Here is a 24,651-nt window from a genome sequence, read left to right as displayed (position 1 = left end):
TGAAATTCCTAATTGCATTACGAGGAACATTATACTTCTTATAAGAGAAATTATCAATAGTTTTTTTACATTTTTCGCAAGTTTTGCAAAGGATGTAAGCTTTTGACTCCTCTGGGAAGTATTCCGTACCTCCGATACATCCACATTATAGTATAGTTTCTTAAGAATTTCCATAACTTTTATCTGTTTATTTTCTTACGGATTCTTTACGAAACTTCATTTTTATGGTTATATTGTACTTATATTGGTACAATCCTTCATTTTTACCCTCTTGCAATTTCAAATTGGTATGGTATAATGTTCATATCTTTGATTTTATTGTTTTTTTTGAACATATAATTTTCATCTGATTTCGTTCAATTTCTATGGAGGAATACGATTATGGATCGTTTTGGACTGCTGTGCAGAAATATTTATGAGAAGAAAAAGATCACTCAGAGGGAACTGGCGGCAGCCATGGACCTTTCCCTGGGGACCTGCAACCACCTGATCCGGGATGCCCTGGCCGATGGACTGATCGCCCTGGATCCCCAGACGGGAGAATATTCCTTATTAAAGAAGGGTGTGGAACTGCTCCAGAAATACCGGGTCAACAGCGCCGTCATCCTGGCGGCGGGCTTTGGCTCCCGTTTTGTTCCATTGACCTTTGAAACGCCGAAAGGACTTCTGGAGGTGTTCGGGGAACGCATGATCGAGCGTCAGATCAGCCAGCTCCACGAGGCCGGGATCATGGATATCACCATCGTGGTGGGGTATCTGAAGGAGAAATTTGAGTACCTCATTGATAAATTCGGCGTAAAGCTGCTTTACAACCCGGAATACCACAATAAGAACACACTGACCACCGTTTACCGGGCCCGGGACTGCTTCAAGGGAAAAAACACGTATCTTTTATCCTCAGATAACTGGATCCGCGAAAACATGTACCATACATACGAGTGCGGCGCATGGTATTCTTCTGTATATATGGAAGGCGCCACCTCTGAATGGTGCCTGGAGGCCAGCAAAAAGGGGCTGCTCACCGGAGTGGCCGTAGGCGGCTCTGATTCCTGGGTCATGTACGGACCGGTTTACTTTTCCCGGGAATTTTCCGAGGAGTTTTTCCCCGTGCTGGAAAAATATTATGAGACCCCCGGAACCGAGCAGATGTACTGGGAACAGGTTCTGGCAGACCTGCTGAATGGAACGGCAGGAGAACACGTTCCGTCCATGGCAAAGTACCCGGCTCCCAAAATGTACATCAACCGTCAGCCGGAAAACCAGGTGTATGAGTTCGAGAACCTGGAGGAGCTGCGGGTATTCGATGAAAAGTACCGGAACAATTCCAACAATGCGGCCATGGAGCTGGTGGCAGAAGTCCTCCATATCCCGGAATCCGAGGTGACCGATCTGAAATGCCTGAAGACAGGCATGACCAATAAATCATTCCTTTTTAAAGCCAGGGAGCGGTCGTATATCTGCCGGATCCCGGGGCCTGGAACCGATCTTCTTATCAACCGGGCCCAGGAAAAAGCCGTTTATGACGCCATCAAGCCCCTGGGGATCTCTGAGCATGTGATCTATATGAGCGGCGACACAGGTTATAAGATCTCTGAATTTTATGAAGGCGCACGAAATGGAGATCCCAGAAGCTGGCAGGACGTGGCCCGCTGTATGGAGCTGGTCCATCGCCTCCATAATTCCGGTATCCAGGTGGACCATTCCTTCGATATGAGAGAGCGGATCGACTTTTATGAGTCCATCTGTAAGGGATATGAAAAAAATCTTTTTGAGGATTACGATCATGTGCGCGGCCACATGAACACGCTTTTAAAGCGTCTGGACCGTCTGGACCGCAAAAAGACCCTCTGCCACATTGACAGCGTCTGCGATAACTTCCTTTTCCTGCCGGATGGCGGGATCCGGCTCATCGACTGGGAGTATGCCGGAATGTGCGATCCCATGATCGATGTCAGCATGGCTACGATTTATTCTTATTATAATGAGGAAGAGGCTGAAAAGCTCCTTGCCATATATTGCAGCGGAAATATCTCTGCCGAGGACCGGTTCGTTTATTATTCATATATTGCCCTGGGCGGATTTTTATGGTGCCTGTGGGCCGTATATAAAAGCAGTATCGGCGAAGAGTTCGGTGAATACACGCTCATCATGTACCGGTATGCCAAGGATTACTATAAAAAGATCGTTACCGATCCAGCCTTTCTCCTGATCGGGTCTGATTTTTAAATTTGTTCCGGAATTTCGGAAAATGTGGCAGAACTCCGGGATTTTGGCCCACTTTTGTAATAAATTATTCAAGACTCCATTGGGATTATATGGTATAATCAACATATAAGTTTTTCGGAACTATTTTACCATGAGGGGGATTTTTATGATACAAAGGAAGCGGCTGGCTGCAGCTCTGTTAAGCCTGACCATGGCGTTTGCAGCCGTATATCCCGCCGTCCCGTCTTTTGCGGCGGCCTGGGAACGGAATGCCAACGGCTCCTATGTGGCGGCGGACGGCTCTGCGCTCACAGGGATCACGGCCAGGGGCATTGATGTTTCCCACTGGAAGCAGTCCATCAACTGGAACGCCGTGGCGGCGGACGATGTGCAGTTCGTTATGCTGGGAACCAAATATAACAACGAGGTGGACCCATATTTCAGCGTCAACGCAGTAAACGCCTTTAATGCAGGACTGAAGGTAGGCGCTTATATTTATTCTTACGCCACCACAACGGCCGCAGCGGAGGCGGAGGCAGATTTTGTACTGAATCTGATCAAAGACTATCCAATTTCTTATCCTGTGGTGCTCGATGTGGAATCCACAGAAATGAGCGCGCTGACTCCTGCCCAGCTGGCGGATGTGATCAACGCATTCTGTAAGAAGGTAGAGGCCGCCGGATACTATCCCATGGTCTACACCAATGATTACTGGCTCTCCCAGAAGATCGATATGACCAAGGTTCCTTACGACGTATGGGTGGCCCGGTATAACGCAAAGCCAGCCTATACAGGCGCGGCCATGTGGCAGGCCACCAACGAGGGGCAGATCAACGGCGTCAACGGAAATGTGGATATCAACTTTGTCTTTAAGGATCTGTCAGCCAAGCTGCCTGCTGACCGGTGGCGGCTGATCGACGGGAAATGGTATTATTATAAGAATTATGTAAAGCAGACCGGCTGGATCAACGACGGACAGAGCTGGTACTATATGAATTCTGACGGCACCCAGTATAAGGGATGGCTGCTTCTGGATAATTCTTATTATTATCTGCTTCCTAAAACCGGGCAGATGATGACCGGATGGCAGACCATCGACGGGAAATGGTACTATCTGAAAACAGACGGAAGGATGGCCAGCGAATGGCTCCAGGATAATGGAAAATGGTATTATCTTCTGGACGGGGCCATGGTCACCGGATGGCTCCGGATCGGCACCGACTACTATTATCTGAAGGGCGACGGATCCATGGTCACCGGATGGCGGAAAATGGACGGCGCGTTTTATTACTTTGCCAGCGACGGGCGGCTGGTACGCGGATGGCTGAACCTGGACGGAAAATATTATTATATGAAGGCAGACGGTACCATGGTCACTGGATGGCAGACCATCGACAATGTGACGTATTTCTTCAATCCTGACGGTGATATGGCCTCGGGCTGGACAGTCATCGACAATTACTGGTACTACTTTAACGGGAATGGCCAGATGATGACTGGATGGCTCCAGCTGGACGGCCGGTACTATTATCTCCATACGGACGGACGCATGGTCACCGGATGGCAGAGTGACGGCACCCACAAATATTATATGGATAAGACATCCGGCAAAATGGCTGTGGGATGGAAGCAGATCGACGGAGCCTGGTATTATTTCAACCCCTCGGGCCATATGGTCACCGGATGGGTCAAGGATAATGGTAAGTATTATTACATGAATCCGTCGGATGGAAAGATGATCTCCAATGGCTCCTACGCGATCAATAATATCAACTATACCTTTGACAACTCAGGCGTATGCCTCAATGAGGCCTCTGCCATTGACGGAGGCTCAGCTGGCAGCGTATATTCACCGCCGTCCGGAAATTCTGGAAATTCTGGAATTACCGGAAACCAGGTGACCAACGGCACCTCCTCTCCGGGAGGGATGTCTGCCGGAAATACGGGTACAGGGGCTCCCGGAAGCAGCGCTCCGGGTACGAATTCTGCTCCCGGCGGAAATGGGATCACGACCGTGAATCCCGGAAGTACCTCCGGCCCCGGCGGATCGTCGGGCAGCTCCAGCATCACGGTTCCTGGCGGAACAAGCTGTGATTCCCCGTCCTGCGGCTCCGGAAGCTCCGGCTCTTCTGATTCGGATGGATTAAAGGAATTCCAGACCGGCGGGCCGAAATAAGCGGTAAAAAAATCCGCTGGAGGATGTATCTGATCACATCTTCCGGCGGATTTTTCTATTTTTCCTTTTTTCTCTATTTCTCTATCTCTTTCCGGATCTCCTCCAGAGGCCGGCCTGTTTTTTTCGCAATGGCGGCCAGATCTTCATATTCCAGCTTGGCCCTGGCAACGCCATGGCCCTGGGAGATCTTTTTCCGCACGGGTCCATAAGCCGTTTCCACAGTTTCCTCCCGGCGCTTCAGGGTGAACCTCCGGCTGATATGCTCCCGGACGCCCAGCGTCGTGGTGTGCCGGAACAGCAGCTCCACCATCTTTTCTTCGTCCTCCCGTCTGCACATACAAGTCAGAAGGACACCGGGACGGCTCTTTTTCATCCCCACAGGGACCGTATAGACCTCCAGGGCTCCGGCTTCGAACAGCGCCTCCTCCGCAAAGCCAACGGCCTCAGCAGTCATGTCGTCCAGGTTGCAGGACAGCTCTGCGATCTCGTCTCCAGTCTCAGCGGTATCCCCCAGAAAGGCCCGGACGCAGTTGGCCCGCTCAAAATCCTTTTTACCCATTCCGTATCCGATCTTTGACGTGGTCATCACCGGCATTTCCCGGAATTCTTTGACAAAATGCTTTAAAAGGGCCGCACCAGTGGGCGTGCAGAGCTCTCCCTGTACCTGAGTGCTGTATACGGGGATCCCCTGTAAAATATGGGCCGTGGCCGGAGCCGGGACTGGAAGGATCCCATGGGCACAATGGACATGGCCGCTTCCCACATGGACCGGAGAGGCGATGATCTGATCCGCTCCCAATTCATGGAACAGGAGGCATACGCCCGCAATATCTGCCACCGCATCCATGGTGCCTACCTCATGGAAATGGATCTGGTCCACCGGCATTCCATGGGCATGGGACTCGGCCTCGGCGATCAGGGCATAAACTGCCTTCATGTCTTCCTTCACCGGGTCTGGAATATCCAGACCGTCAATGATGGAGGCGATGCCTGCCATGGTGGAGTGATGATGGTGATGGTGGGAGTGATCATGGCCATCGTGGCTATGAGCGGCCTGGTCCTCATGGTGGTGATCATGACCATCGTGGCTGTTGGCATGGCTGTGAAGCCCGTCAGTGGCAATGAATTCGCAGGCTTCATGGGAATGGGTGTGGGCGTGTCCATGATCATGAACGTCCTCGCTCTCCTCTTCCTCCCCGAAAACAGTCACATTCATATGTGTTCCCGTGATCCCGCATTTTACGGCCGGTTCCGCTTCCACCTTCACGCCAGGCAGACCCAGTCCATTCATTTTTCCAAGAAATTCTTCCTTCTTTTCCGGACACAGCTCTAAAAGCGCCGCCATGAGCATATCTCCCGCGGCCCCCATGCCGCAGTCCAGGTAAATCGTTCTCATTTCGTTTCCTCCTCTATCCCTTCATATGATTGATCATGCTGGCCAGATATCCGGCCCCGAATCCATTGTCTATATTTACCACACTGACCCCGCTGGCACAGGAATTCAGCATGGAAAGCAGGGCTGAGACGCCGTGAAATGAGGCGCCGTAGCCAATGCTGGTGGGAACTGCAATGACCGGGCAGTCCGCCAGGCCGCCAATGACGCTGGCCAGAGCTCCCTCCATTCCAGCGATGGCGATGATCACCCGGGCGCTCATGATCGTATCCATATGCGCCACCAGGCGGTGCAGGCCCGCAACCCCCACATCATAAAGCCGTTCTACCTGGTTTCCCAGGGCCTCGGCTGTCAGGGCTGCCTCCTCAGCCACCGGGATATCGCTGGTCCCTCCAGTGGCGACCACGATCGTGCCGACTCCGTCCTTTTCCGGAAAGTCCCCGCATATGCCGATCCCGGTACCGTCAAAATACCGGAAGCCGGCTCCATCTTCAAACTTCTGTTTCAGGAGATCTTCCGTATGACGGGCCTTTTCCGGGTCCATCCGTGTGATCAGGACCAGTTCCTGGCCGCGCTTTTTCATCGCCTCCACGATCCCAGCGATCTGCTCCGCTGTTTTTCCCGCTCCGTAGATCACCTCAGCGATCCCCTGGCGCAGCCGCCGGTGGGTATCTAGCTTGGCAAACCCCAGCTCATCAAAGCCTGCCTCTGAAAATGGCTCTTTTTTCAGCTCCAGGACCGCCTGGTCCACAGAAAGCTCCCCGGATGCCACCCGGTCCAGCATAGTCCGTATATCTTCCATATACATTCTTCTCCTTTACCCCATTCTAACCATCGGATTTCCAGGGGTTGGGCATAAGGCTTGATTTTCTAAAGAAAATCCCAAAAAAATCCGATTTTTTTGGGCATACACTAGAAAAAGGCCATTCTATGCCCAATCCTGCGGTTGCAGGCGCAAAGATCTGCTCCAAAAGCCCAGAAACCTGCGGCACAGACTCAGAAGTCTGCTCCAAAAGCCCAGAAACCGGCAGTACGAACCTAAATTCACCAGCCGGTCCCACTATTTTGAAAAAGCCATGAAAAGAAAGCCCCGCCTGCGGCGGGTGCGTTCCCTTCATGGCAAACTCTGCTTCTATATGATTCTGTTCCGGAGCGGCCCGGTCCCTTCAGCATCCCAAAGCTCCTGTCTGTCCAGAAGATCCGCGAAGGCAGCCATGCCGCTGGGCGCATGGAAATTTTCTTCCCCCTACTCCACCACCGGATTTTTCAATGTTCCGATCCCCTCGATCATGCACTCGACCACATCTCCCGGTTTGAGGAATCTGGGCGGATCAAAGCCCATTCCCACGCCTGCTGGCGTTCCGGTGGCGATGATGGTACCGGCCTTCAGGGTCATGCCGCGGCTCAGCTCACTGACCACTTCTGCGATCCCGTGAATGAACTGTTCCGTGTTGGAATCCTGGCGCAGCTCTCCGTTGACACGGGACTGGATCCTGAGCTTCGGCGGAAATTCCACGCTGTCGGCGGTGACGATCCAGGGCCCCAGGGGCGTAAATCCATCCAGGCTCTTCCCGAAATACCACTGTCTGTGGGCCGTCTGCACCTCCCTGGCGCTGACGTCGTTCATAATGGTATAACCGAAAATATAATCCTCCACATCCTCCAAAGCCACGTCCTTCGCATCCTTTTTCAAGATCACCGCCAGCTCTGCCTCATAGTCCAGATGGCTCGTAAGCTCTTTGTGGGATGGGATCCCATCGCCGGGATCCGTGGCCCGGTTGACCCGCTTGGAAAAATACACCGCCTGATCCGGCTTGGAAAATGCTTCCTTTTTAAACCTGGCGGATTCCTCCGCGTGGGCCAGATAGTTGATCCCCAGGCAGATGATATCCTGGTCCGGCACCGGGATCGGGGCCATGATCTTTATGTCCTCCAGAGGCGCGGCATTGGATACCTCATAGGGAGGAAGCCCGGAAATATGGTCCAGGAGCTCCAGTTCCGACGGTCCGATCTCCCGTATGACCTCCTTCATGGTCCGGTATTCCATTCCCGCCGCAGAAAGGGGATACACGAAGGTCCCTTCCCTGTTCAGTACCCCTGTCAGCTCCTTTTTATTTATGGCATAGGTCAAAAGCTTCATAAAGCCCTCCTCACCGGTTTCCTAGCGGATGCGTTCCGGGAAGCCCACTTTTTTCTGGACCTTTCTAAGGGTCTTATTGGAGAAATAGGACGCCTTCTCCGCGTTCTCCTTGATCACCTTATCCAGATATTCTTTGTTCTTGCTAAGATCTGCAAACCGGTCCTGGAGCGGCTTTAATACGCCGACCACAGCCTCGCCCACGGCCATTTTGAAATCACCGTAGCCCTTTCCATCGAATTCCCTCTCTACCTCTGCCGGTGTCTTTCCGGTACATGCGCAGTAGATGTCGATCAGGTTCTTAACGCCCGGCTGCTCGTCTCGGTACAGGATGATACCCTCGGAATCCGTCACAGCTCTCTTGCACTTGCGGATAATGGTATCTGGATCGTCCATGAGATAAATGCTGCCATTGGGGTTTTCATCGGACTTGGACATCTTTTTCGCCGGATCCTGTAAGCTCATGATCTTTGCTCCGGCCTTTCCGATATAGGCCTCCGGAACCGTGAACACATCTCCGTAAATATTATTGAAGCGGATGGCAATGTCCCTGGTGAGCTCTAAGTGCTGCATCTGGTCGATACCCACCGGCACCACGTCCGCCTGGTACAGCAGGATATCTGCGGCCATGAGCACCGGGTACGTGAACAGGCCCGCGTTGATATTGTCGGCATGCTTGGCAGCCTTGTCCTTAAACTGGGTCATCCGGTTCAGCTCGCCCATATAGGTAAAGCAGTTTAAGATCCAGGCCAGCTCCGCATGTCCCGATACATGGGACTGGTAATAAATGCAGTTCTTCTCCGGGTCAAGTCCGGCGGCAATATAAAGAGTCAGAAGTGTTCTTGCGCGCTTTCTAAGCTCTGCCGGGTCCTGACGGACAGTAATAGAATGCATATCCACGACACTGAAAAAGGTCTGGTAATCATCGGAAATCGTCACCCAGTTCTTTAAAGCCCCCAGATAGTTCCCGAGAGTCAGGTTACCGGTTGCCTGCATTCCGCTGAATAAAGTTTTCTTTCCGTCTAACATTGTTCCGTCTCCTTAAATTTCCTTTTCATTCTCCAGGGGCCGCCGCAAAGGAGGAGGATAAAAACCCGCCCATTCGCAGCAGCCCCCTGTATTTTCAAACAATTCTTTTATATTATAATACACTTTCCGTCCATTGTCCACTCTTCATTGCAGTGGATCAGGGCTTGTATCCTTCCCGCTTTGCCGTTATAATGGAAGCAGAACTGTTTACAGAAAGGAAAGGAACCATCTATGGACAAGATCGCAAGCTTCACTGTCAACCACCTGAAACTTCTGCCCGGCGTCTATGTATCCAGACGGGATACCGCAGGAGACGCCCGGATCACCACCTTCGACATCCGTATGACCCGCCCCAACCATGAGCCGGTCATGAATACTGCGGAGATCCACACCATTGAACACCTGGGCGCCACGTTTCTGAGGAACCACAAGGTTTACAAGGACCGGGTCCTTTATTTCGGCCCCATGGGCTGCCGCACCGGCTTTTACCTTCTGCTGGCCGGAGACTATGAATCCGCAGATATCGTTCCTCTCCTTCAGGAAATGTTTTCCTATATCCGGGACTTTGAAGGGGAGATCCCCGGCGCAGCCGCCAGGGACTGCGGCAACTACCTGGATATGAACCTTCCCATGGCCAGGTATCTGGCCCGGAAGTTCTGCGACGAGGTGCTGGAGGATATCCAGGAGGACCGCCTCATCTATCCCGAATAAGCCATATCCGGCCGGGGATGCTGAAAAACAGGCTGAGAACTGTTCAACGCCGTCTTTTCAGTGCCCCGGCCGTTTTTTCTTTCCGGCAGCTCCATTGGCTCCGGGGGTGGACCTCCCCCGGAACCGCCGGGCCTTTTCAGGCTAAACCGCTGACGGATCGGCAGATGCCTTTGCCTCAGGTCCAGCCGCCGGCGCGGGCAGCTCCCTGCTGCTTTCCTCCTCCGGAACTCCGTTTCCTGGCTGTCCGCATAAGACCACGATGCTCCGCGGCATCATGGCGATCTGGGACTGGTCCTTCAGCTCCGGCGCCGCAGTCTCTCCGTACACGCCCTTTTCCGGGCCCTTTGACGTATCGTAAAGCACATGCCAGGTCTGGCCCTTGGGAAGGTGGGGAAGACCGAATACATGGGGCTCCCAGTGCATGTTATAAAGTACATACATGGTATCGTCCTGGCTTCCGTCCTCCTTCGTCCCATATTCCCCCCAGTAAAGGATCCCCAACTGGCGGCGGAAATTCTCAAACTCCGGCCGCCATACGTATTCGCCGTGGTAGGAAACATCCGGGCGTCCGCAGGATCTGTAATCCATGATCCGGGGCTCCCTCTCCATATGGAATACACCATGTTTTTTCCGGAAGGCAATGAGCCCCTTCACAAATTCAAAGATGTCACGGTTGGTCTCCAGAAGCCTCCAGTCCAGCCAGGAGATCCGGTTATCCTGGCAGTACGCGTTATTATTTCCCTCCTGGGAATTCCCAAATTCGTCGCCCGCCAGCAGAAGCGGCGTTCCCTGGCTTAAAAACAGCAGAAGAAACCCATTGCAGAGCTGCTGCTTTCTCAGGTCCCGGATCCTTTTTTTCCTAGTGGGGCCCTCCTCGCCGCAGTTCCAGGAATAATTGTGATCCGTGCCGTCCCGGTTGTCCTCATGGTTGTCCTCGTTGTGCTTCCGGTCATAGGAGACCATGTCCATCATGGTCATGCCGTTGGTATTGGCCATATAATTGATGACGCCGTATTCTGCCGGATTCCTTCTGGAATGGAATGCCAGGCTGTTTAACATCCCCTCGTCGCCCTTCAGAAGCCGCCGCATGTCCTCCTCAAACCGGCCGTTGTATTCCGCCAGGTGCTTGTCCCGCAGCGTCACCTTCCCGTCTCCCGGCATGGGATAGCCTGTTTTGGGCCTCCTTTCCAGGGCCTCCTCCCAGCTGTCTGCAAACAGCTTGGTGCACCGTAAGAACGGATCCCCGGCAATGGCCTCCCTGGGGGCAAAGCCCGTCAGCCGGAAGCCGTCCACATGGTACTCCTGAAGCCAGTAACGGAGGACGTGGAGCACATCGCCGGGAGACTCCTTCCCTGTGAAATAGAACTCCAGGATACACTCCATATTTTCCCGGTGGAGCGCCTTCACAAGCTCCTTGAATTCTCTCTCCGGCTCGGTCTCCCCGGAGCCATAGGAGGCCTTCAGTGCATAAAGGAACGATGGGCCGTATCCCCAGTAGTTGATCCGCCCCGTGGCCTCCGGCTTCTGTCCCGGGAGCCCGGCCGCAGGCTCTGTGACCATGACCTCATCAAACTCCGTCACTGGAAGAAGCTCCACTGCCGTTACGCCCAGCTCCTTTAAATACGGGATCTTTTCCCGGATCCCACCGAAGGTTCCCCGGTCTTTCACACCGGAGGATCTATGCTTTGTGAATCCCCGCACATGGAGCCGGTAGATGATGCTGTCAGAATATGGGATCTCCGGCCTCACATCATCCTCCCAGTCAAATTCCCCGGTCAGAAGCCTGGCCCTCACCGGCTTCCCGGCCCGGGAAAGGTCCCCCCATTTTTCCCGGCCTGTGACCATCCTGGCACAGGGATCCGGCATCCACTGGCCGTCGCACTGGAAGCCGTATTCCATATTTTCAAGATCATATCCCTTTAAGGTCATGGACCAGACGTCTCCGACCCGGTCCCTTTCCTGGAAATCGATGACTTCCGCCGCCTTTTTTTCTCCTCTCCGGAATAAAAGGAGACTTACCTTTTTCCCCTCAGCCTGTACGAGGATCTCTGCCCCTTCTTCTGTCGGCGTTACTCCCAATGGATAGAGGAGCTCATGTCTGTTCTTTCGTCCCGTCATATCCCGTCCTCCGTTCTATTCTACGTCTGTAAGCCTACCCCTGCTGCTCTGCGATCTTCGCCGCCAGCTCTTCCAGATACATCCACCGGTCCATCTTTTCTTCCAGCTCTTTCTCTGCCTTTTCCTTTTCCTCCATAAGCTGGTTCAGCTTTACAAAATCCCGGGCCGATGCCTGGATCTCTTCTTCGATCCCTGTGATCCTCTCCTCCAGAGCCGCCATATCTGCCTCGATGGTCTCGTAATCTTTCTGCTCTTTATAGGTAAATTTCAGCTTCTGCGGCCCGCGGATCCTCTGCCCCTTTTCCTTTGGAGGAGCCGCAGGCTTCACGTCCGCCCGGCTCTCCTCTTCCGCTTCAGCCTCCGCAGCCTTACGGGCTGCATAATCCGTAAACCCGCCTTCATACTGGCGGAGAACGCCGTCTCCCTCAAAAGCAAAGATCCGCCGCACCACCCGGTCCAGGAAATACCGGTCATGGGATACGGTGATGACGATGCCCTGGAAGCTGTCCAGGTAATCCTCCAGGATCATCAGCGTTTTAATGTCCAGGTCGTTGGTAGGCTCGTCCAGGATCAGCACATTGGGCGCGCTCATGAGGATCTTTAACAGATACAGCCGCCGCCGCTCACCGCCGGACAGCTTCTGGATCACCGTATACTGCACCGACGGCGGGAATAAAAACCGCTCCAGCATCTGGGAGGCGCTGATGCTCCCGTCCTTTGTCTGGACGTACTCCGCCACGTTCCGGATATAGTCGATGACCTTAAGGCTGGTATCCATGTCCTCATTTTCCTGGGAAAAATATCCGATCTTCACCGTCTGTCCGATCTCCACCGTACCGGAATCCGGCTTTTCCCATCCGGCGATGATCTTCATCAGCGTGGACTTCCCGCTGCCGTTGGGGCCGATATATCCGATCCTGTCATTTTTCAGGAAAAAATACGTATAGTCCTTTATGAGCACCTTGTCCCCGTAGGCCTTGCAGATCCCCGACAGCTCCACGGTCGTCCTTCCCAGGCGGCTGGAAATGGATTCCATTTCCACAGCCTGCTCCTTTTCCGGCCCTTTGGCATCCCGGAGCGCCTCATACCTCTGGATCCGCCCCTTCTGCTTGGTAGATCTGGCCCGGGCTCCCCGCTTCATCCACTCCAGCTCCACCCGGAGGATGGACTGGCGTTTCCGCTCCGACGCCTGTTCCATATCCATACGCTCGGCCTTCAGCTCCAGGAATCCCTCATAATTGGCCTGGTAGCTGTACAGCTTCCCGTTATCCAGCTCCACGATGCGGTTGGTGACGCTGTCCAGAAAATACCGGTCATGGGTGATCATAAGCAGCGCGCCCTTAAACCGCTTTAAATACTCCTCCAGCCAGTCTGCCATGGCGCTGTCCAGGTGGTTGGTGGGCTCGTCCAGGATCAGCAGGTCCGTGGGCGATAAAAGGACTGACGCCAGGGCCGCACGCTTTTTCTGGCCGCCGGATAACTGTCCGATCTGCTGGTCATGTTCCGGGATCCCCAGCCGGTTCAACATGGCCTTTGCCTGGCTTTCCAGGTCCCAGATCTGGTCATGATACCGGCTCCGGTTTTCCCTGAGGACGCTTTCCAGGACCGTTTCTCCCTCCTCAAACACCGGATTCTGGGGAAGATAGCGGATATCCAGGTTCCTCCCGCGGACAACGGTCCCCGTATCCGGCTCCTCCAGGCCTGCCGCCAGCTTTAAAAGCGTGGATTTTCCGGTGCCGTTGACGCCGATCAGGCCGATCTTATCCCCTTCGTTGATGGAAAAATCCGTGTCATTGAGGATCAGCCGTTCTGTATATGATTTGGTCAGATGCTCTGCCGTTACAAGATTCATGATTCGTATACCCTTTCCTTTAGTCCCCGATCACCACTTCCACCGGACAGTGGTCGCTTCCCAGAACGTCCGTGTGGATGGCCGCGCTCACCAGCCGGTCCTTCAGGCTGTCCGATACGCAGAAATAGTCGATGCGCCACCCGGCGTTCTTCTGGCGGGCAGAAAACCGGTAGGACCACCAGGAGTAAACGCCCTCCAGATCCGGGTTAAAGTATCTCCAGGTATCAATAAAGCCCGCATCCAGAAGTCTTGTGAATTTTTCTCTTTCCTCATCCGTAAACCCCGCATTTTTCCGGTTGGTCTTCGGATTCTTCAGGTCGATCTCCTTATGGGCGACGTTTAAGTCCCCGCAGAAGACCACCGGCTTTTTCTCCTCCAGCTTTTTCAGATAAGAAAGGAACGCGTCCTCCCACTCCATCCGGTAATCCAGACGCTTTAAGCCGTCCTGGGAGTTGGGCGTGTAGCAGGTGACCACATAGTAATCGTCAAATTCTGCGGTGATGACGCGCCCCTCCTTATCGTGCTCCGGGATCCCCAGGCCGTAGGAAACGGAGACCGGCTCCTCCTTTGTGAACATGGCCGTGCCGGAGTATCCCTTTTTCTCTGCATAATTCCAATACTGGCGGTAGCCTGGAAGGTCCAGCTCGATCTGTCCCTCCTGGAGCTTGCTTTCCTGGATACAGAAAATGTCCGCATCCGATTCCTTTACATATTCTAAAAATCCCTTGCCCACGCATGCCCGGAGGCCGTTGACATTCCAGGAAATCATTTTTCTCATGAAGTTTCTCCTCGTATGATCCGTATGATAAAATTTGCAGATGCTTTTTAAGCACATCTGCCTGACTCAGTTTTCACAGCTCCAGTATATCATCTTTCATGACAATTTAAAAGAAAATTTCCTATGACAAAAGCCGGGGCCCGTCTGAACGGCGTTTCCCGGCTTTTTGTATGGGAGCGTTAATCCTTTAAGAATCTGGCTTCCCAGGCGTATTCTTCCATTTTTTCGATCTCTTCCTCTGTGAACCCGAACACGGTCCGCATCAGATCCAGCTCCTTATTTACATTGGTCCTGGAGCAGGTCATGTTGTCGGAGTTGACAGTCACCCGCACGCCTGCATCAAAAAGACGGCGGATGGGGTGGTCCTCCAGACGGTCCACCACCTTTGTATGGTAGTTGCTGGTAACGCTGACCTCCAGGGTAATGCCCTCCTCCACCAGACACTTCACAAGCTCCGGATCCTCAATGGCCGCCACACCGTGGCCGATGCGCTTTGTGCCATAGGAAAGGGCGGTACGCATGCTGTCCGGTCCCGCTGCCTCACCCGCATGGATGGTCATGGGAAGACCGTATTCTCGCACCTTTGCAAATACCGGCGCAAACATTTCTGTGGGGAACAGGCCCTCAGCCCCGGCGATATCCACGGCGCAGACCACGCTGCCCAGGTATTTTTTCGCCGTCTCCACAGTCTGCATGTTGAGCTCCTGGTTCGTATCCCCTCTCATACAGCAGAGGATCAGCCCCACACGGATCCGAGGATATTCCTTCATTCCCCGCTCTGCGCCGCGGATGGCCGCCTCCACCACCTGGTCCTGGGTGAGGCCGCCGCTTACGGAAAGCTGCGGGGCAAAGCGGATCTCTGCGTAGGTCACGCCCTCTTTTGCCAGATCCTCCACCAGCTCAAAGGTCACACGCTCGATGGCGTCGGCTCTCTGAAGCACCATCAGAGGCAGCGCGAACCGCTCCAGGTACTCCTCCAGGGTCTTGCAGTCCTCGGGGACCTCCATTTTAAACTTTACGTCCTCGGGAGAGGAAGCCGGAATGGCGATCCCCTGCTCCTTCGATAACTCCCATACGGTCTCCGGACGCAGAGAGCCGTCCAGATGCAGATGGAGCTCGATCAGTTTCTTTTCGCTCATTGGGTAGTTTCTCCTTTCGTTCCTATTTTCCAGCCGCTGCCTTCATCTGCTTCTTTTTCTTATTGCGCTCCACCATGGCGCAGTAAACGGTGTATGCGATGATGATGATCAGATACGGCATCATCTGGATGAACTGCAGCGGAATACCAGAAGACTGTAAGTAGTTGGCCAGGCTCTGGCAGAAGCCAAAGAGCAGGGAGGCCAGCATGCCGATCACGGCGTTTCCGGCGGCAATGGCCTGGGTGGCCAGGGCGATATAGCCGCGGCCTGCGGTCATTCCGGCAGAGAACAGGCCCACATAGCCCATGGAAAGGAAGGCTCCGGCCATGCCGGTCAGGATCCCGCTGAGGCTTAAGGCAGTATACTTGACCCGCTTTACGTGGATGCCCACAGACTCGGCGGCATCCGGAGACTCGCCCACAGCCCGGATGTGCATGCCCAGCTCTGTGTATTTAAACATGTACCAGATCACAGCCACCAGGATCAGAGCCGCATACGTCAGCACATGATGGCCGGAAAGGATGGCTCCGATGACCGGGATGTCCTGGATCACCGGGATGTCGATGCTGGGGAGCTTTAAGGACGCCAGAGACGTGGAAGCCCCCTTTTCCCCTGTCAGAAGATACAGGGCAAAGATCGTTCCTCCGGATGCAAAGGTATTTAAGGCGATACCGGAGATAACAGAATTGGAATTCAGCTTTAAAATAAAATACGCCAGTATGTTGCTGATGAGAAAACCTGCCAGCACGGCTCCGAAAAAGCCGATCCATGCGCTCTGGGTAAAGGCGCTGACCACAACGCCCACAAAGGCGGAGATCAGCATGGTACCCTCCAGGGCAATGTTGTTGGTTCCGGACCGGGAGGCGATCATTGCCCCCAGAGTCGTAAGGAGCACCGGAGTGGCGCTTCTGAAAACGGCAAAATAAAACTCCGGAAGACTCAGTGTATTGATGATATCCTGTAAGATCATATTTATGCCTCCCCTCCCAGTGCTTTCTTCGCTTCCTGGCGCTGCTTCCAGCCAGCCATGAACCGCTCTGCCGTTACAAACAGGATCAGAACTGCCTGGATAATGGATACCAGCTCGTTCTGAACGTCAGACCGCCTGGACATGAGGTCTGCTCCCACACGGATATAGGCCAGGAAGAACGCCGCCAGGGGCACATTCTTCGGGTTATTTCCGGAAAGGATGGCGATGATCACGCCGTCCCAGGCGTAGGACGGAGAATCCTGCCAGTTAAACCTCTGGTACATGGCCATCTGCTCCACAGAGCCGCCAAGACCGGCAACGGCACCGGCGATCACCTGGGTCAGGATGATGACCCGGCTCGTATTGATTCCGGAATATTTGGCAAATTCCGGATTGCTTCCGGAAATACGGATCTCATATCCGAATTTTGTCTTGTATACCAAAAGGTATAACAGGATCACCACAGCAATGGCGATCAGATATCCGGCGTGGAATTTCGTTCCGCTGATGAGGCTTCCCAGGGAGGCTGTGGGCTGGTACTTTAAGGACGCAAAGGTTCCGGCCGCCCGGTCTGCCAGGAATTTGGTGACCGTATAGATCCCCAGATAGAAGAACACATAGTTGAACATCAGGGAGGTCACCAGCTCGTTGGTGTGGAAATACACCTTTAAGAGAGCCGGGATGCTTCCAATAATGCCGCCCACCACAGCGGCCAGAAGCATGATCACTGCCGGATGAAGTCCCGCAGGAAGAGCCGTCTTAATGGCCAGGGCTGCGGTCACCACAGCGCCTGTGTAAAGGCAGGCGTCTGCGATCATGGAAAAGTTTCCGGATTTAAACACCAGTCCCAGAGCCAGACCCGTAAAGATCAGCGGTACGCTGCTGGCAAAAACGTCAAAGAAATGACGCTTGGACTGCAGCGGCCCCAGGAACAGGTTATAGATAGCCGTCACCGGCTCCTCACTGACTCCGAAGATGATGGCCACCGTCAGAACGAAGGCAATGCCAAAGGCACAAAGGAGTCTTACAGCTGTAAATTTCTTACTCACAGTACGCACCTCCGATCTGCTCTTTTGAATCTTCCTTTACTCCCAGCATGTAAAGTCCCAGGTCATTTTCCGACGTATTCTTTACATCACTGATATGGCCCACGATCCGGCCCTCATGCATCACCAGGATCGTATCGCTTAAGGAGAGGATCTCGCTCAGGTCGGCGGATACAAGTAAAATAGCCTTTTTTCTGGCCCGCATGTCCACGATCTTCTTCCGGATGAACTCGATGGCACCCACGTCAATGCCCCGGGTGGGCTGGTTCATGATAAGAAGATCTGGATCATAGTCAAACTCCCGTCCCACGATCAGCTTCTGGACGTTTCCGCCGGAAAGCTCGGACACGGACTGCTTCGAGTTATCGTATTTTACCAGGAACTCCTTTAGGATCCGGTTTGCGAAGCCGTTTACCTTTTTGCTGTCGATGAGTCCCCTGGATTTTAACTGGCCGGTATAGTACACCTTGGAGATGGCGTTGTCCTCCAGGCTCAGCTTCGGAGCGGAGCCGTACCGCATCCGGTCTTCGGACACATGGGAAATGCCGGCCTCCTGGCGTTTCAGCACGGAAGCCCCCGTCAGGTCCTCTCCATTTAATCGTACCTGGCCGCCCTGGAGCTTTAAGGTGCCCACAATGGCCTCCACCAGCTCCGACTGGCCGTTTCCGTCGATGCCTGCGATCCCCAGGATCTGCCCCTCTTTAATAGAAAAGGAAACATGGTCCAGGCGTGTCTTTCCGAACTGGTCGGCATACACCAGATCCTTTACAGAGAAAACGGTCTTTCCAAAATCCGCCTCCGCTTTTTCGATATCCAGACTCACCTCACGGCCCACCATCAGCCGGGAGATCTCATGCTCATCCAGATCGGAGATCTCATAGGTGCCCATGGTCTTTCCGTCCCGCAGGATGGTCATGCGGTTGCAGAGAGCCTTTACCTCGTTCAGTTTATGAGAAATAAAAATAATGGTATGTCCGCTTTCTTTTAAGAGCAGCAGCTGCTCGAACAGCTCCTCTGTCTCCTGGGGCGTAAGGACCGCCGTGGGCTCGTCCAGGATCAGGATATGGGCTCCTCTGTAAAGGGCCTTCAGGATCTCCAGCTTCTGGCGCATGGCCAGGGAAATATCCTCTACCTTTTCCTCTGCTTCCACCTTCAGGTTATACCGCTCTGACAGCTCTCTTGTGATCTCCACCGCTTTCTTCCGGTCCACCTTAAAGGGTGATCCGGTCTCAGCTCCCAGGATCAGATTCTCTGCCACAGTCATAGACGGGACCTGCATGAAGTGCTGGTGCACCATTCCCAGGCCGGCGGCAATGGCATCGCCGGAGGAGGTGAAGTGGACTTCCTTTCCATCCACAAAGATCTGTCCCTCGGTGGGCGCCAGCATGCCGAATAACATTTTCATCAGCGTAGATTTCCCCGCGCCGTTTTCCCCCACCAGCGCATGGATCTCGCCTTTTTTTACACTAAGATTGACGTTGTGGTTGGCCACAACTCCTCCCGGGTATACCTTTGTGATATTCCGGGCTTCCAGGATATTCCCCTGCTCCATATGATTTTCCTCCGTAACGGTTCCGAGCTTTTGCGCAAAAGGCGCTGAAATGGAGATCTCCCTTTCAACGCCTTCCAAAACGCCTGTCTTCCCAAAAGATTACTGGGCGCCGTTAATGATTCCCTTTAATGTCTCTTCGTCCATGCCGTATGCGGTGTCCACAGTCACCTCGCCAGCCAGGAGCTTCTCCTTTGCACCGTCCACAGCAGTCCTTACGTCCTCCGGTACTACGGTGTTGTAGATCTCGTTGTCAGCAAGGCCCACAGCGCCTTCTGCAAGTCCAAGGGTCTCATGCTCGCCGTAAGGAAGCTCTCCGGCCTGGGCTCTCTCGATGGAACTGAAAAGGCTGTCGCCTACGCCCTTGATGGCAGAGGAGATGATGTAGTTGGCTTCATCTTTTCCTTCATATGCCAGAGCCTGGTCAGAGTCCACGCCGATCACATACTTCTGGCTCTCAGCGCCAGCCTCGATAACACCTACGGAAGCCGGGCCTGCTGCTACGAATACGCAGTCAGCGCCAGAGGAGTACTGGGTCAGCGCCAGCTCTTTTGCAGTTGCAGAGTCCACATAGGAACCAACGTAGGAAACCAGAACCTTGATGTCCGGATTTACGAACTGGGCGCCCTCGATGTAGCCCACAGCAGAGTCGTTGATAACGGCTGCCGTATCCTTTGCGCCTACGAAGCCGATCACGGCGTCCTCATTGGCGAACTCCATATCGGAAGAGGTCACGCTGGCTGCCAGAACGCCGGCTAAGAATGCGCCCTCGTTCTGCTTGTAGCTCATGGAGTATACGTTGCTCAGATCTCCAAGAGTGTAGTCCACGTCTGTATCAAAGATGATGAACTTCTTCTCCGGGAACTCCTGGGCCACCTGCTCGGTGATCTCCTTCATATCCCAGAGACCGGTGATGATGATGTCGGCGTCAGACTCGGCAGCGTCCAGCATGGAGCCCTCGAATTTTGTCTTATCGCTTCCCATCTCGATCATCTCGACCTCGACCTGATCTCCCATTTCGCTCTCGATCTTCTTCATTCCGGCCTGGGCGGAATCGTTGAAGGCCTTATCGCCGAAGGAACCAGTCACAAGAAGGGTCACCTTAACCTTCTCGCCAGAAGCAGCCTCTGTCTCTTTCTTTTCTGCATCCTCTTTTGCCTCTGTCTCCTTTTCAGCTCCTGCCTCTGCGGAAGTTTCCTTTCCGGCTGCGGTGGTCTCCTCAGCGCTGTCTCCTGCGCATCCGAACAGCATGCTGGCGGTCATAGCCATTACGGCAGCGCCGCATAAAAATTTCTTTTTCATAATACGTCATTCTCCTTTGCTGTAAATGAAATTGGTTGATTTATTCAAACTATCCAGTTTTTCCAGATAGTCTGTTTTGCTCATTATGGGGCGGAAGGCCTCCTTGATCTTCCAGGCGGCTGCGCCTCCGTCAGACAGCAGCTCCTCAATGGCGTCGGCAAAATACCGGGCCGGGATCTCAAAAGCCTGGACCGGATCTGCGGTCTTAAAGTCCTTTCCGTGGATGGTCCCGGAGAAGCCTGCGGTTCCGATCTCCACCGTGGGCCACATCATGGAGATATCGCCCATATCGCCGGAAGCGAATCCGTGGGTGCCCTGGGCGATCATGGAATCATCCATATAATTGCGGATATGCTTCTTCAAAAGCTCCGTCAGATTTTCGTCCTGATGGAGCGGGAAATATCCCGGCGTATCCTGGATCTCCAGGTCGCAGCCGATGGCCATGGCCCCGGCCTTTAAGGAACGGTTTACCTTTTCCTCGGTCTCAAAGATGGCGTCTACGGTCTTTGCCCGCACATACATCTCCATCTGGGTCCGGGACGGGATCGTATTAACGGTCTGTCCGCCCTCCTGCATCACGAAATGAACGCGGATGGCGTCCTCAGCCCGGAAGGTCTCTCTCTGGAAGTTGATGGCTGTCATAGCCAGGTTTGCGGCGTTTAAAGCGTTGACGCCGCCCTCGGGGTTGGCTCCCGCGTGGGCTGCCTTTCCTTTAAAGATGGCCCGCTTCTGGATAAAGCCGTTTAAGCTGGCTCCGATCTCTGCGTGATATTTTTCCATATCCAGCCCCATGGCGTGGCAGGACAGCATGATATCGATATCGTCAAAAACGCCCTCATAGATCATTTCCTGCTTTCCGGACGGATATTTCAGCTTTCCGTCGGCGATCAGGGATCTTCTGTAATCCATGTCGCAGAACTCTTCGCCCGGCGTAAAGAGCAGAGTGACCTTTCCGCAAAGGTCCTCCAGCATGCCAGACTCCTTAATGGCTAAAAACAGGCTCAGCATCACGCCGGTCTGGGCATAGTGGCCGCAGGTGTGGGCCGCGTAATCGTCCTTATTGGCATAAGGATGGCCCAGGGTAGGAACCGCGTCAAACTCCGCGATGAGCCCGATCCCGGGGCCTGGTCTTCCAGAATCCAACGTGGCCGTAAGTCCTGTATAGGCCACATCTTTATAAGGGATCCCTGCCTGGCTTAAGGCCTCTGTCACCTTCTCCCGGCTGCGGAATTCTTTAAATCCCAGCTCCGGGTGGCAGTAGATATCTTCGCTCAGCTCTATGATCCGCGGAAGGATCTCTGTAAGCGCTTCATGTATTTTTTTCATGGTACTCCCTCCTCGTATGCTCAATCGTTAAAAGGGTAACAGCGTTATAATAATCGAAAATAGGGGCTGTGTCAAGGAAAGAAAAACATAAAAGGGCTGCTGCAGACAGCCAGCGATCCTGGATACTCCAGGATCCACGGTTCATCCGCAGCAACCCCCAGAAGGGCATGTCCTAAAAATGTGTCTTCCGCCAGCCCATTACAGGGCGGCTTACAGCCCTTCGGATCCCCGGTCCGAGGACCACAGCCAGGATGATCTTTACCGCATCCCCAGGAAGATAAGGGATCACCCCTATCCCCAGAGCCGCAGGAAAGGACAGGGACATCTGCCCCGCCAGCCAGACGGTCCCAAACAGATAGCATACGGCAGTCCCCAGGATCATGCCAGCTCCGCAGATCACAGGCCTCCCAGGAAACCGCTCCACAGCAAAGCCAGAGATCATCGTCATGAACACAAAGCCCAGAAGATAACCGCCTGTGGGGCCTGCCAGCTTCCCAAGGCCTCCTGCAAAGCCGGAGAACACAGGAAGGCCCACAGCGCCCAGAAGCAGATATATCCCCAGACTTATAAGAGACAGCTTCGTTCCCAGGATATAGATCATAAAATACAGTACCAGGTTAGTCAGACTGATGGGTACCGGACTCACTGGCAGCGGCAGGGCCATGGGACCTAAAATGCACATAACGGCTGTCATAAGGGCTGCCACCGTCATCTGGGCTGTGGTCAGCCCCATTTTTCCGAAGTCTTCCGTCTTTTCCATATAATACGTTATCCTTTCTGTTACAGGTTTTAATTGTAAACCTTTTTCTCTTTCTAGGATAACATTACACGAACTTTCTCCGATTGTCAACATTTTTATTTTTAAAGTTTACATTCTTATTCCAACCCTCGGGTTCTTTTTTTCAGCTCCTGGCGCATTTCCTTTTCATATTCAGCTGTAATGGGATACAGGAAGGAAAAAATCATAACTGCCGCCAGGATCAGCAGCGGAACAGAGATCTTGATCCCAAGGATCATCCGGATCCAGGACTGAGCCACCGGCCTGGCCACATCATAGCCCACAAATCCCATCAGGCCCCCAATGAGCAGAGTTGAAAAAGAGCCGCAGAGTTTTCGCATAAAGGTGCTGGTGGCGTTGATCAGTCCCGCCTGGGCAGAACCAAAATGGAGCCGGGTATAATCTGTGCAGTCCGGCAACAGGGCAAAGCAGCAGATGTTCGCAAAGGTCAGTCCCGTAGTCGTCAGCAGGCTGATAAAGACCACCTGGGGAATCGACGCATTCTCCCTGAGCACCAGAAGCACCAGCGCTCCCAACGCCTGGAGCAGCACCGCTGCCCTCAAAATGGAGAGCTTTCCGAACTTTTTCAGAAGCCGCGGTAAAAAAGGCACCAGAAGAAGGCTGACCAGGATCTGGATTCCCGAGGTGACCGCCAGGATCTTTACATTTCCAACCACACAACGGAGATAATACATGCTGATGCCCGCATTAATGGAGATGGCAAAATTTACAGCTCCCAGCATGAGACCCGCAAAGACTACCGCCCGGTTCCGTGCCATCTTTTTTAGGTTTTTCAGAAGGCTTTCTCTTTCTCCATCTTCCTTTTCAGCACCACACCGGTCCCTGGCCCCGGCGGCGGCAATGGAGCAGCCGGCAGACAGCAGTACCATGGCTGCAATGATCCCGGCAGCGGCGATCCAGCCTGCAGATGGATCCCGGAAACTGGTGACCAGGGGAGCGGCAAGAAGTCCCACCATGGACGTTGCCACAGCCCCCACCAGCTGGCGGGCCACCAGGAGCTGGTTCCTCTGATGGGGATTGCCGGACATGACGCTGTTTAACGCCTGCCACGGCACTGTAAACTGGGTAAAGAATACAGAAAACAGGGCCATAACAACACCATAATAGACGATCCTCCCGTTTCCAGAAAACGGAGGCGCCACAAACTGGAGCACCAGGGTCGCGGCCAGACCCACAGCCCCCATAAGCATATGGGGCCGATATCGCCCCCACCGCTTTGTCCGGGTATTATCCGCGATATGCCCGATGACCGGATCATTAACAGCGTCCCAGACCGACATGGCCATGGATAAAATACCCACGATCCCAATGGGGACCCCCGCCACATCAGTCATAAAGCTCATTCCAAACTGCGTCTTGAACTGGTTGGGAAGCGTGCTGGCAAAGCCGCCCAGCCCATAACCGGTAATTTCCCACATTTTCAGTGCTGTGCCTTCCGCGCCTGTTTTTTCTGATTGCATAGCCTTCCTACCTGGATCTTTTTTCTGACCATTGTTTTGTATATCTTTTGTCCAGAGTATCATATTTAATAAATTAATTCAATATTAATTATTATATATTTTAATATTTATTTTTTGTTCATAATATATAAACATACTGCAAAAGCGCTGGCATCCGGCAGCGCTTTTTCCTTATCTAAAATAATATTTCATATATTCTTGTGGGACGTCCCCGGACCGGGGCCTTCTTTTCCCCTACCACCACGGCAGCTCCCGCGGCCTGGAGCTGGTTCATAAACCGATTGGCGTTGGCCACTGTCACCTGGAGCGCCCCCGCCAGTTCCTGTGTCGTCAGCTCTTTTCTTCCAAGAAGATCCATAGCTGCCGAAATACGCTGGAGCGTCATCGCTGACAGTCCGGTCCTGCCAGCCAGCTTCTGATAAACCTCTCCCGCCCCTGCCGGAGCCTCCTCCTGTGACAGGGGCACCATATCGGTCCCCGATTCATCTATAAGCCAGCTTTTCCCAGTTTTCCTCGCTTCCTCCAGAGCCTCCGCCGCATGGCTTCTGGCCGCCATGATATCATTTCCGATCCCATATCCGATATCCACCTTCTGGCCCAGACGGCCCAGGATATATTTTCCCAGGATGCACTGGCCAAACCCCTGGGTCAGCCTCTGCAT

19 protein-coding genes and 1 pseudogene are annotated in these 24,651 nt (G+C 53.6%); 3 read left to right on the top strand and 17 right to left on the bottom strand.

Translation table 11 applies throughout. The features are described 5' to 3' along the window. Positions 1-381 precede the first annotated feature (381 nt). Positions 382-2,226: a sugar phosphate nucleotidyltransferase gene (locus tag WIH05_RS03520; protein WP_022273500.1), complete on the top strand. Its 1,845-nt coding sequence runs from the start codon at positions 382-384 to the stop codon at positions 2,224-2,226. A 145-nt stretch (positions 2,227-2,371) separates the two neighbouring features. Further along, positions 2,372-4,381, top strand: coding sequence for a GH25 family lysozyme (locus WIH05_RS03515; protein WP_022273499.1), 2,010 nt, complete (start codon positions 2,372-2,374; stop codon positions 4,379-4,381). A gap of 73 nt (positions 4,382-4,454) precedes the next feature. On the opposite strand, the gene larC is transcribed toward WIH05_RS03515, so the two are convergent. The 5 genes from larC to trpS all read right to left on the bottom strand — a co-directional run bounded on the left by larC (position 4,455) and on the right by trpS (position 8,940). After that, on the bottom strand, positions 4,455-5,777 hold the full coding sequence (larC, locus tag WIH05_RS03510; RefSeq protein WP_337424977.1) for a nickel pincer cofactor biosynthesis protein LarC: 1,323 nt from the start codon (positions 5,775-5,777) through the stop codon (positions 4,455-4,457). Between the two features lie 13 nt (positions 5,778-5,790). Then, positions 5,791-6,582: a nickel pincer cofactor biosynthesis protein LarB gene (gene larB, locus WIH05_RS03505; protein WP_215653042.1), complete on the bottom strand. Its 792-nt coding sequence runs from the start codon at positions 6,580-6,582 to the stop codon at positions 5,791-5,793. A 19-nt stretch (positions 6,583-6,601) separates the two neighbouring features. Continuing rightward, complete coding sequence (locus tag WIH05_RS03500; RefSeq protein WP_337424976.1) at positions 6,602-6,892, bottom strand: hypothetical protein; 291 nt, start codon at positions 6,890-6,892, stop codon at positions 6,602-6,604. 128 nt (positions 6,893-7,020) lie between these two features. Then, positions 7,021-7,914: a fumarylacetoacetate hydrolase family protein gene (locus WIH05_RS03495; RefSeq protein WP_022273495.1), complete on the bottom strand. Its 894-nt coding sequence runs from the start codon at positions 7,912-7,914 to the stop codon at positions 7,021-7,023. Positions 7,915-7,935: 21 nt separating this feature from the next. Further along, positions 7,936-8,940 carry a tryptophan--tRNA ligase gene (gene trpS / locus WIH05_RS03490; RefSeq protein ID WP_022273494.1) on the bottom strand — a complete coding sequence of 335 codons (1,005 nt, stop codon included), beginning with the start codon at positions 8,938-8,940 and terminating at the stop codon, positions 7,936-7,938. Positions 8,941-9,171: 231 nt separating this feature from the next. Between trpS and WIH05_RS03485 the strand changes: the two genes are divergently transcribed. Continuing rightward, a complete protein-coding gene (locus tag WIH05_RS03485; protein WP_022273493.1) occupies positions 9,172-9,651 on the top strand; it encodes an S-ribosylhomocysteine lyase in 480 nt (159 codons plus the stop codon). Positions 9,652-9,792: 141 nt separating this feature from the next. Here the strand turns inward: WIH05_RS03485 and WIH05_RS03480 are convergent, their stop codons facing one another. From WIH05_RS03480 to WIH05_RS03425, 12 genes and pseudogenes are all read right to left on the bottom strand, one after another. Next, a complete protein-coding gene (locus tag WIH05_RS03480) occupies positions 9,793-11,769 on the bottom strand; it encodes an alpha-amylase family glycosyl hydrolase (RefSeq protein WP_337424975.1) in 1,977 nt (658 codons plus the stop codon). A gap of 34 nt (positions 11,770-11,803) precedes the next feature. Then, the gene (locus WIH05_RS03475) at positions 11,804-13,621 is read right to left on the bottom strand and encodes an ABC-F family ATP-binding cassette domain-containing protein (protein ID WP_337424974.1); all 1,818 of its coding nucleotides are present in this window, start codon (positions 13,619-13,621) and stop codon (positions 11,804-11,806) included. A gap of 19 nt (positions 13,622-13,640) precedes the next feature. Next, positions 13,641-14,399, bottom strand: a complete 759-nt coding sequence (locus WIH05_RS03470) for an exodeoxyribonuclease III (RefSeq protein ID WP_022273490.1) — start codon at positions 14,397-14,399, stop codon at positions 13,641-13,643. 179 nt (positions 14,400-14,578) lie between these two features. Beyond that, complete coding sequence (add, locus tag WIH05_RS03465) at positions 14,579-15,538, bottom strand: adenosine deaminase (RefSeq protein ID WP_022273489.1); 960 nt, start codon at positions 15,536-15,538, stop codon at positions 14,579-14,581. A 22-nt stretch (positions 15,539-15,560) separates the two neighbouring features. Further along, entirely contained in the window at positions 15,561-16,508 is a 948-nt protein-coding gene (locus tag WIH05_RS03460; protein ID WP_022273488.1) for an ABC transporter permease, read from the bottom strand. A gap of 2 nt (positions 16,509-16,510) precedes the next feature. Beyond that, positions 16,511-17,557: an ABC transporter permease gene (locus WIH05_RS03455; protein WP_022273487.1), complete on the bottom strand. Its 1,047-nt coding sequence runs from the start codon at positions 17,555-17,557 to the stop codon at positions 16,511-16,513. Continuing rightward, positions 17,550-19,106, bottom strand: a complete 1,557-nt coding sequence (locus WIH05_RS03450; RefSeq protein WP_022273486.1) for an ABC transporter ATP-binding protein — start codon at positions 19,104-19,106, stop codon at positions 17,550-17,552. Before WIH05_RS03450 ends, WIH05_RS03455 begins: the two co-directional genes overlap by 8 nt. A 99-nt stretch (positions 19,107-19,205) precedes the next feature. Then, on the bottom strand, positions 19,206-20,405 hold the full coding sequence (locus tag WIH05_RS03445) for a BMP family ABC transporter substrate-binding protein (protein ID WP_262427809.1): 1,200 nt from the start codon (positions 20,403-20,405) through the stop codon (positions 19,206-19,208). 6 nt (positions 20,406-20,411) lie between these two features. Next, a complete protein-coding gene (locus WIH05_RS03440) occupies positions 20,412-21,731 on the bottom strand; it encodes an amidohydrolase (RefSeq protein WP_022273484.1) in 1,320 nt (439 codons plus the stop codon). 172 nt (positions 21,732-21,903) lie between these two features. Beyond that, on the bottom strand, positions 21,904-22,491 hold the full coding sequence (locus tag WIH05_RS03435) for a biotin transporter BioY (protein WP_022273483.1): 588 nt from the start codon (positions 22,489-22,491) through the stop codon (positions 21,904-21,906). Positions 22,492-22,607: 116 nt separating this feature from the next. Then, positions 22,608-23,990: a glycoside-pentoside-hexuronide (GPH):cation symporter gene (locus WIH05_RS03430; protein ID WP_337424973.1), complete on the bottom strand. Its 1,383-nt coding sequence runs from the start codon at positions 23,988-23,990 to the stop codon at positions 22,608-22,610. A gap of 175 nt (positions 23,991-24,165) precedes the next feature. Next, positions 24,166-24,651 (bottom strand): annotated as a pseudogene (locus WIH05_RS03425) (hypothetical protein); the annotation flags it as partial.

This window comes from Alitiscatomonas sp. (assembly GCF_037242085.1).
In the GTDB taxonomy this organism is placed as follows: domain Bacteria; phylum Bacillota; class Clostridia; order Lachnospirales; family Lachnospiraceae; genus Alitiscatomonas; species Alitiscatomonas aceti.
This window is presented reverse-complemented; position numbering and strand designations above follow the sequence as displayed.

Excerpts from the sequence above, each read along its gene's own strand:
- WIH05_RS03435 (WP_022273483.1), bottom strand. The coding sequence starts at position 22,491 with ATGGAAAAGACGGAAGACTTCGGAAAAATGGGGCTGACCACAGCCCAG.
- trpS (WP_022273494.1), bottom strand. The coding sequence starts at position 8,940 with ATGTTAGACGGAAAGAAAACTTTATTCAGCGGAATGCAGGCAACCGGT.
- WIH05_RS03470 (WP_022273490.1), bottom strand. The coding sequence starts at position 14,399 with ATGAGAAAAATGATTTCCTGGAATGTCAACGGCCTCCGGGCATGCGTG.
- WIH05_RS03495 (WP_022273495.1), bottom strand. The coding sequence starts at position 7,914 with ATGAAGCTTTTGACCTATGCCATAAATAAAAAGGAGCTGACAGGGGTA.
- WIH05_RS03480 (WP_337424975.1), bottom strand. The coding sequence starts at position 11,769 with ATGACGGGACGAAAGAACAGACATGAGCTCCTCTATCCATTGGGAGTA.
- larB (WP_215653042.1), bottom strand. The coding sequence starts at position 6,582 with ATGTATATGGAAGATATACGGACTATGCTGGACCGGGTGGCATCCGGG.
- WIH05_RS03445 (WP_262427809.1), bottom strand. The coding sequence starts at position 20,405 with ATGAAAAAGAAATTTTTATGCGGCGCTGCCGTAATGGCTATGACCGCC.
- WIH05_RS03515 (WP_022273499.1), top strand. The coding sequence starts at position 2,372 with ATGATACAAAGGAAGCGGCTGGCTGCAGCTCTGTTAAGCCTGACCATG.
- WIH05_RS03485 (WP_022273493.1), top strand. The coding sequence starts at position 9,172 with ATGGACAAGATCGCAAGCTTCACTGTCAACCACCTGAAACTTCTGCCC.
- WIH05_RS03430 (WP_337424973.1), bottom strand. The coding sequence starts at position 23,990 with ATGCAATCAGAAAAAACAGGCGCGGAAGGCACAGCACTGAAAATGTGG.
- WIH05_RS03475 (WP_337424974.1), bottom strand. The coding sequence starts at position 13,621 with ATGAATCTTGTAACGGCAGAGCATCTGACCAAATCATATACAGAACGG.
- WIH05_RS03520 (WP_022273500.1), top strand. The coding sequence starts at position 382 with ATGGATCGTTTTGGACTGCTGTGCAGAAATATTTATGAGAAGAAAAAG.
- larC (WP_337424977.1), bottom strand. The coding sequence starts at position 5,777 with ATGAGAACGATTTACCTGGACTGCGGCATGGGGGCCGCGGGAGATATG.
- WIH05_RS03450 (WP_022273486.1), bottom strand. The coding sequence starts at position 19,106 with ATGGAGCAGGGGAATATCCTGGAAGCCCGGAATATCACAAAGGTATAC.
- WIH05_RS03460 (WP_022273488.1), bottom strand. The coding sequence starts at position 16,508 with ATGATCTTACAGGATATCATCAATACACTGAGTCTTCCGGAGTTTTAT.
- WIH05_RS03440 (WP_022273484.1), bottom strand. The coding sequence starts at position 21,731 with ATGAAAAAAATACATGAAGCGCTTACAGAGATCCTTCCGCGGATCATA.
- add (WP_022273489.1), bottom strand. The coding sequence starts at position 15,538 with ATGAGCGAAAAGAAACTGATCGAGCTCCATCTGCATCTGGACGGCTCT.
- WIH05_RS03500 (WP_337424976.1), bottom strand. The coding sequence starts at position 6,892 with ATGAAGGGAACGCACCCGCCGCAGGCGGGGCTTTCTTTTCATGGCTTT.